Annotated in this window: 4 protein-coding genes and 2 pseudogenes; 2 read left to right on the top strand and 4 right to left on the bottom strand. The window is 58.9% G+C overall.

What is annotated here, in order from left to right; all coding sequences use genetic code 11:
* The 3 genes from QMZ05_RS39925 to QMZ05_RS39915 all read right to left on the bottom strand — a co-directional run.
* A partial coding sequence (locus QMZ05_RS39925; protein WP_353705744.1) for an acyl-CoA dehydrogenase family protein occupies positions 1 to 629 on the bottom strand: 629 nt, incomplete at its 3' end.
* Between the two features lie 33 nt (positions 630 to 662).
* A complete protein-coding gene (locus tag QMZ05_RS39920; protein WP_353705743.1) occupies positions 663 to 839 on the bottom strand; it encodes an acyl-CoA dehydrogenase family protein in 177 nt (58 codons plus the stop codon).
* Between the two features lie 744 nt (positions 840 to 1,583).
* Positions 1,584 to 2,723, bottom strand: coding sequence for an Ldh family oxidoreductase (locus QMZ05_RS39915; RefSeq protein ID WP_353705742.1), 1,140 nt, complete (start codon positions 2,721 to 2,723; stop codon positions 1,584 to 1,586).
* Positions 2,724 to 3,599: 876 nt separating this feature from the next.
* On the opposite strand from QMZ05_RS39915, the gene QMZ05_RS39910 reads away from it, so the two are divergent.
* The gene (locus tag QMZ05_RS39910) at positions 3,600 to 4,364 is read left to right on the top strand and encodes a CmcI family methyltransferase (RefSeq protein ID WP_353705741.1); all 765 of its coding nucleotides are present in this window, start codon (positions 3,600 to 3,602) and stop codon (positions 4,362 to 4,364) included.
* Positions 4,365 to 4,504: 140 nt separating this feature from the next.
* Here the strand turns inward: QMZ05_RS39910 and QMZ05_RS39905 are convergent.
* A pseudogene (locus QMZ05_RS39905) lies at positions 4,505 to 6,094 on the bottom strand (IS66 family transposase).
* 269 nt (positions 6,095 to 6,363) lie between these two features.
* Here QMZ05_RS39905 and QMZ05_RS39900 point away from each other — a divergent pair.
* Positions 6,364 to 6,713 (top strand): annotated as a pseudogene (locus QMZ05_RS39900) (IS110 family transposase); the annotation flags it as partial.

Genomic DNA, 6,713 nt, shown 5'->3' with positions numbered 1-6,713 from the left:
TTCAGATCGAGACGGCACTGGTTGTCGCGCGCAAACGTCGCGCGTCGTCGCGCCGAGATTGCCTCCCGAGGTAGGAGGACAGCAATATCATACCCGTGCCCCCAGCTGTCTTTAACTCGCGCAGTCGTTAGCAACGCGTCAACGACGTCAGCATTCGGCACGAAGTCAAGAGATCCACTGAGCGCCCACTTTGAGCCGCGTCGTTCTGCGCTGATCGACGGGGCAACGTTCGAGCTATCGGCCGGGTCGGCAATCGCTACCGTCGCAAGAATGTCTCCAGCCGCCAACTTGTGCAGCCACTCTGACGCTCGAGGGTTGCCGGTGGCGAGCCGCGATAGCACGAGACCGAATTCGATGGTGCTGTGCACTATTGTTGGACACAGAACGCGGCCACCTTCTTCGTATACAAGACCCAGATCGAACAGTGTTGCGTCCTGTCCGCCCACGTCCATAGGAAGCGCCAAGCCGAATACCCCGCTCTCAGCAAGGTGGCTCCAAAGCGACGCCGGCTTAACCTCAGCATCCGGATCCTGAAGCTGTCGTACCAAAGAGGGCGGGCACTCGCGCGTGAACAATTTCCTGATCGAGCGAACAATTTCCACCTGCTCGTCAGTGAGTGAAACCTTCATATACTAAATCCCCGTGAGATGAGTTTTGGAGTGTCAGCTGCGCTTGGTTCTCCCATAGCTCGGCATTCCATAACCGCGCTGCGCTATGACATCTCGCAAGACTTCGTTCGTGCCGCCACCAAAACGATTCATCGGCGCGTGCCGATAGAGCTGCTCGATGGCTCCGTGGGCGGGCGCATCAGGATCTCGCCAATTGAGCTGTCCGTGCATGCCAAAGATAATTTCCGACCTGGACAGCTCTCATCGGCAGATATCACGCCCCGCGGCAATCATCACCGTATCTCCAAACAGTGAGATCACATCCTGCGAGGCGCTACGCTGATCAACGGAGCCATGCGTGACAGCAGAGGCGCGTGGCATCACCTACCTTGCGTGATCCGTCCGCGGAACGGCGCAAAGAAATCGCCATGCTGGCCTTCGTGCCCAAGACCGCGCGCACAATTTGCGCGATTCTGGTCAAAGGAGAACACCGCGACTGCGCGAGCGCGCCTGCCGTCTAGCCGAGCGCGACAGCCGCCGCGGTCGCACCCGTTCCCAACGGAAGGGCAATCAAGGGGTGATGACAATGGGTCAAAAACCGGCATCGAAGCAATCCGCATTGTCATCATGCGTCACGGCGAGTCGCAATTGAAATTTCGTCCGCGATCTCCATCTGAGCTCGCGGTCGATGGCCGCTTCTTGAGGCCGCAGATGACCGCTCGCCGATGCGCTTGCCAAACCACCAGATAGCGACGCCTTTCAAAGGCAATCGTCCATACATGACGAGCGGGTTTCGATCATAAAAGTACCGAAGCGCCACGTCGCCGCGCGCGAGCAACCGGGTACCGAAAAAAGCCCGGCCATATCAATCGCTGTCTGCTTGCCGCAACCGGACGCGGCTTCTGAACCGTTGATCGGTGAGCTGTCTTCCAGGCGAGGCAAAGCGACGTGCCACATTTGCCGTGCCCTAAATGTTCAGGCGAGATCGAGTTCGCGAGCAAGTCCGTAATCTCGCGCAAGCGCGCCTAGTTTCCTCCAAGTCGCGTCCTCGATTTCGATGCCGTTTGCGGCGCGCTCCTGCTGACGCAAACATCCGATCTCGCCAGGGTAGAATACGCCAGATGAGCCTTCCGACGGCGGCGTCGATTTCAGATAATGCGCTAAGTCGGCGACCTCTTTCTTGAATAGATCAAGTGGGCGGAAGGCTGCGACATTGAACACGGCCATGAAGCTATGGTTACTGGGCCGGCCGCTTGGCTCGCGTCCGAAATTAGGGTCGGTCAGCAGCCCGCATAACACTTCCACTATCGCGGCAAGGCCGCTGCCCTTGTACCCCTCGGGGCCCCCGAGCGGCAGCAGCGCGCCGCCGTTGCGGTAGTCGTGGGGATTGGTGGTGGGTCGTCCGTCGGCATCAATGATCCAGCCCTTGGGAATTTCCTCGCCGCGCGAGATCGCCAGTTGAATCTTGCCGAAGGCGACCGCCGAGGTCGCCATGTCGAGGAGAAACGGGGCGTCGAGATCGGAGGGCACAGCGATAGAGATCGGGTTGGTGCCGAACCGTGCCTCGCGTCCGCCGAAGGGCGCGACACATTTGGGTGAGCTGCCGGAGCCACCGGCCGCAAGCCCGATCATGCCCGCGTTTGCCGCCATCAACGTATAGGCGGCGAGCCGCCCAACATGACTTTGGCGAAACACCGTGCACGCCGCAACATTAGCAATGCGTGCCTTTTCGATGGTGAGCGCCATCGCCTTGGCATTGACATGGAAGCCAAAGCCCCAATGGCCGTCGATGACGGTCGTGGTCGGTGATTCCTGCACAATGGTCCATTCCGCGCCGGGCACGATATGCCCCGCATTGATGCTCTCGATATACCCCGGAATGGCGATGACACCATGGGAATCATGGCCCGCCAGGTTGGCGTTGACACAGCCAGTGGCGACTGCTTGCGCCTCGCCCTCCGGCGCACCGGCAGCTTGCAACAGTGCGGCACAAATGCGGGTGAGACGATCGGCCTTCACGACCGCAAACCGTCCCTCCTGGTCGTCCACGCAGGCGGTGTCCCGAAACTGTCCGGTCGCCGAGCCAGGATCGAAAAGCGGACTTCGCTGTTTCATTTTTAGCTCGATTCTCTCTGCCGGCTGCACCTGACGGCTTAGCTGATCTACACGACAGCCGGCCTGACGAGATCGGCGTCGAACTGGATATTCTATACAATTGTTACAGGCAGCTGGATCACGCTTGTTTCAACGAAGTAAACCACTCGCTAACTCGCTTAGGAAAGCTACCAGATTAGAGGGCTACGGCGCCAGAGAGATCGTGAAAGCAAGGCCGGTCGCTCAGCTGTGAACTAGATGGCCACCCCATTCGTGCCGCCCTGCGCAGTCTTGTATGGCTGTACCGACTCGGCGCGGAACTAGCTGCTATGGCCCATGCGGTATCCAATGCCGACGCCTCGGTGGTGAGATCGCCGGAGGGTACATCATCCTCAAACCGACTCCCGGGGTCGGCACGACAGGCGACCGTCATCGTTCAGCGGTCATCATTGTCGTACCAACCGTGTCGGGTTCATGACGCCGCTGTCGCACCCTGGACAAAGCGGCGAGGCCATTCTCGCGGGCGGCCCGGCACGTGCGCGTGATTCGCTCTCGTTAGGTCAGCGAGCACTATATTCCGCGGGTGGCACGCTGATTGCTGAGATAACGAGCAAGAGCCGCCGCGGACAAAACAGTCGTAGCGGCCGGATCCCACGAGTAACCGATGAGATTGATCCTAGTCAATGCAACATAGATAGTCTTTGTACTCGGAATGCAGGAGCGGCGACCATTGATGTGGCAGTCGCCTCGAACTTCACGGAGCCGGAAGGAGATTACAACGTTCTTAGAAAAGGCCGGGTCGACTTTTAGCCCAAATCACCCAAGCCGCGCCATTACGGCGTCAAGGATATGCACCTTTAGGTCAAACAAAGACAGGCGCAGTACGGAGATAGACTTATGAAACTCGCTTCCGGATACAAAGCGTTTTGGGAGGCCGCCCAAAAGAATTACCCTGATCAAATTAAGCCGGGCGGGCTTCTTGATATGGGAATCGCAATAAGCAGCGTTGTGAATGCGGACCATGCTGACCGCTTTGCAAAGCCATCGGCACGAGGATGGATGTCGTCTATTTACCCAAAAAGTTTTGACAAGCGCTCCACAAAAGTCGGAGCCTTGGCGCTGACGTACAAGGGATTAATACACATCAAAACGCCTTTTGATCTCGCTTTATATACAAGACTTATTTGGGAGCTTCAGCCGAGGACAATTTTAGAACTCGGTTCTTATCAGGGTGGCAGCGGCCTCTGGTTTGCTGATCATATGTCGATGCTTTGTGATACTCCCGGCGAAGTTCACTCATTTGATTTGCACACCAAATGTGTTCACGGAAATGCAAAACAACATCCATTTCTTACCTTTCACCAGGCTGACCTTTCTGATGTTGCCGCGTTCGATGAAGACCTGCTGATGAGGCTACCTCATCCTTGGCTGGTGATCGATGACGCGCACGTGCAAGTATTTTCGATATTTTCTTATCTGAACAACTTTCTCATATCGGGAGATTATTATGTAATTGAAGACAATCCTATGAGGGCAGATAAGGACATTATCGACGGCTTGCATTTGGTGGAGCAATCAGGATTTTTAATCGACACCTATTACACCGATGCGTTCGGGATGAATCTTACTTGTGCTCCAAATGCATGGCTTCGAAAATCGTAAGCGTGGTTGGTGGCGCTGGCTGCGGGGAACATGGCCGCTCTCATTGCCGCCGAACGCCGCAGGGGCAAGCCACGCACCTGCTTCGTAAGCACACGAGCAGTACCCGCGCTATTTCCACGCGCGCGGAGGGTCCTTGCCGGCTACGATGATGACGACGGTTTCAGGCGGCCCGAGCGGTTGCGGCGTTTTCTCCACTCCCACGGGAGTGGTTCGTGAAGGCGGAATTGGATGATCTCCGCGATGCGTCTGAAGATGTCGGCGAGGCAGTCCACGGGATCGACGCCGTAGAGGCGCGTGGTGAGGGTTCAGCATGATGGCACCCTCGTCTACGCCGCGGTCGGATCCAGCGAATAACCAGGCCCTTCTATCCAGAGCCAATCCGTGCGGGCTCCGTTCGGCTGCGTTGTTGGTCAGACAAATGCGATCATCGTCGACGAATCGAGCGAAGCCATCCCAGCGATTCAGCATACAAATATTTAATCAGCTTGAGAACGTTGAGCAGCGGCAAGCTTCTTTCTCGACGCACGAGCAGTCGCTTCTCAGCACTTAGGCGTTGACTCACGCGATGTCGAACAACGCGTCAATGCGTTTGACGGCGTCCAACGCGATTGGTGAGATTGCCGGCATTCTGGCCGTGCCGGGCATTGGCCGCGATGTCGGCAAGCTCGATGGACAACCTCCGGCTGTGCGCTCAGCAAAAAGCAGGCGTGACCGGCGTCCGCTGGCGCTCCGTACCAAAGAGAGCATTGAGTCCGTCGTGCGCGTCAGCCCGCACGATGTCGGTGAAGTTCTGCAAGTGTCGCCGCGGATGTTCGCCGTGCCGGTCGGCCAAGGCGTCATAGACCACCGCTGGGGCCACGCCGCCGCCGAAGGGCCGATCGTCGCGCGCGTAGCTCCAGATCCGCCGGGTCACGGTCTTGCCCTTCGCCCGGATCGGCACCGTGGTTTCGTCGCGCGCGGATGTTCGGCCGCCAGCACATGCGCTTCGATCGGGCATGACCGCGAAGGCGGCTACGCCGACCTGGTCGGCCAGTGTCGAGACCGATAGATCGATGCCCCGCATTTGAAGCGCTGGCTACGGCGGGTCAGCGGCAAATGTTGTCGGGACTTGTCGAACATGATCGTCGCCAGCAAATTGCGGTCCGATATAGCCATGTAGTTTCGCATGGAACGGTGCAGGCGGCTGCGTGATCGCCTCGCTGCCCCGGCGGCTGAACGGTTTCCCGCACCGTCTCATGACTTTGAACCGCTGCGGATCTGCTCCAGCGTCGCGGTCACGTCCTCGCCGAGCTTCGATAGCCTGCTGCTGCCGCAGCACGGGCAGTTCGTGGCCGCCACGCGCTCGCGTTCAATGTTGTCCGGAAATGGCTCGCTCATCGCGCCGTCGGCGCCGGGGAGAACGTGCCCCTTGCGTTTTCGTCGCTACCTTCTCGACGGCCGGCTCATCTTCCCTTGCCGCCGCTTCCAGCTCTTCGGGCTCACGCTCCATCTGCTTCAGCAACCGCGCTTTGAGCTACGTGCGCGTGCCGTAAAGTGTCCGAAGCAGCTTATCGATCTCGAGCTTGAGATGGCTGATCAGAGCTTCGGCGCTCGACAGATCCGCTCGCGCGCTGGCAGCCGCCGCCGTTGCGCTCGCCGTGGCCTCTTTCCGCTTCCAGAGGCGCGGCGCGCTCGGCGAGGATCAGCGCATGCGCGGCAGCTAGATCGGTGGGGAGCGATTGGGTGGTCACGCCAGTGATGGAATCACATCCCTCGCCATTCGCAAGCCAAAAGCATTACCCGAGGGACGTCGATCTCTACGTCTCTTGCCGGTGCTGCCAGTCGATGCCCTCGAGCATAAAGGCCATCTGCGCCGCTGAGATCGTCACCACGCCGTGTCCAGCGCTCGGCCAGATGACATGGCCTTTTCCCGCCCGGAATCGCATTCTGCGCGTTACCCGGGGGTATCCCGGCGAGGAAGGAGAAATGCAAGGGGTTTGTGCCCTTCGTTGGTCTCGTCGTGCACAAGGAGACAATTTATGTCGCGGTGGCGGACGCTGGACGAGCGGGTGAGGTTCGACATGTCGGCACGCTCAAGAACGATCCGACAGCAATCGGTAAGCTCGCTCGAAATCTGACACGTCGACACGGTGTCGTCGAGTTCGTCTACGAGGCCGGGTCATGCGGCTACAACGTTCAGCGTCAACTCACGGCAACGGGGGCCCCTTTGCTGACGCCACGAAAACCGGGCGCGCGGATCAAGAACGACCGGTGCGACGCCATCGTTTTGGCTCGTCTGCATCGTGCCGGTGAGCTCACCTATGTCTGGGTACCAGACGCGCGTCATGAAGCACTGCGCGACTTGGTACG

Origin of the sequence: Bradyrhizobium sp. INPA03-11B (genome assembly GCF_040446015.1) — a bacterium.
Taxonomy (GTDB): domain Bacteria; phylum Pseudomonadota; class Alphaproteobacteria; order Rhizobiales; family Xanthobacteraceae; genus Bradyrhizobium; species Bradyrhizobium macuxiense_A.
Note: the sequence above shows the minus strand (reverse complement) of the source record. Positions and strands in the feature narration are given on the sequence as shown.

Excerpts from the sequence above, each read along its gene's own strand:
- QMZ05_RS39920 (WP_353705743.1), bottom strand. The coding sequence starts at position 839 with ATGCACGGACAGCTCAATTGGCGAGATCCTGATGCGCCCGCCCACGGA.
- QMZ05_RS39915 (WP_353705742.1), bottom strand. The coding sequence starts at position 2,723 with ATGAAACAGCGAAGTCCGCTTTTCGATCCTGGCTCGGCGACCGGACAG.
- QMZ05_RS39910 (WP_353705741.1), top strand. The coding sequence starts at position 3,600 with ATGAAACTCGCTTCCGGATACAAAGCGTTTTGGGAGGCCGCCCAAAAG.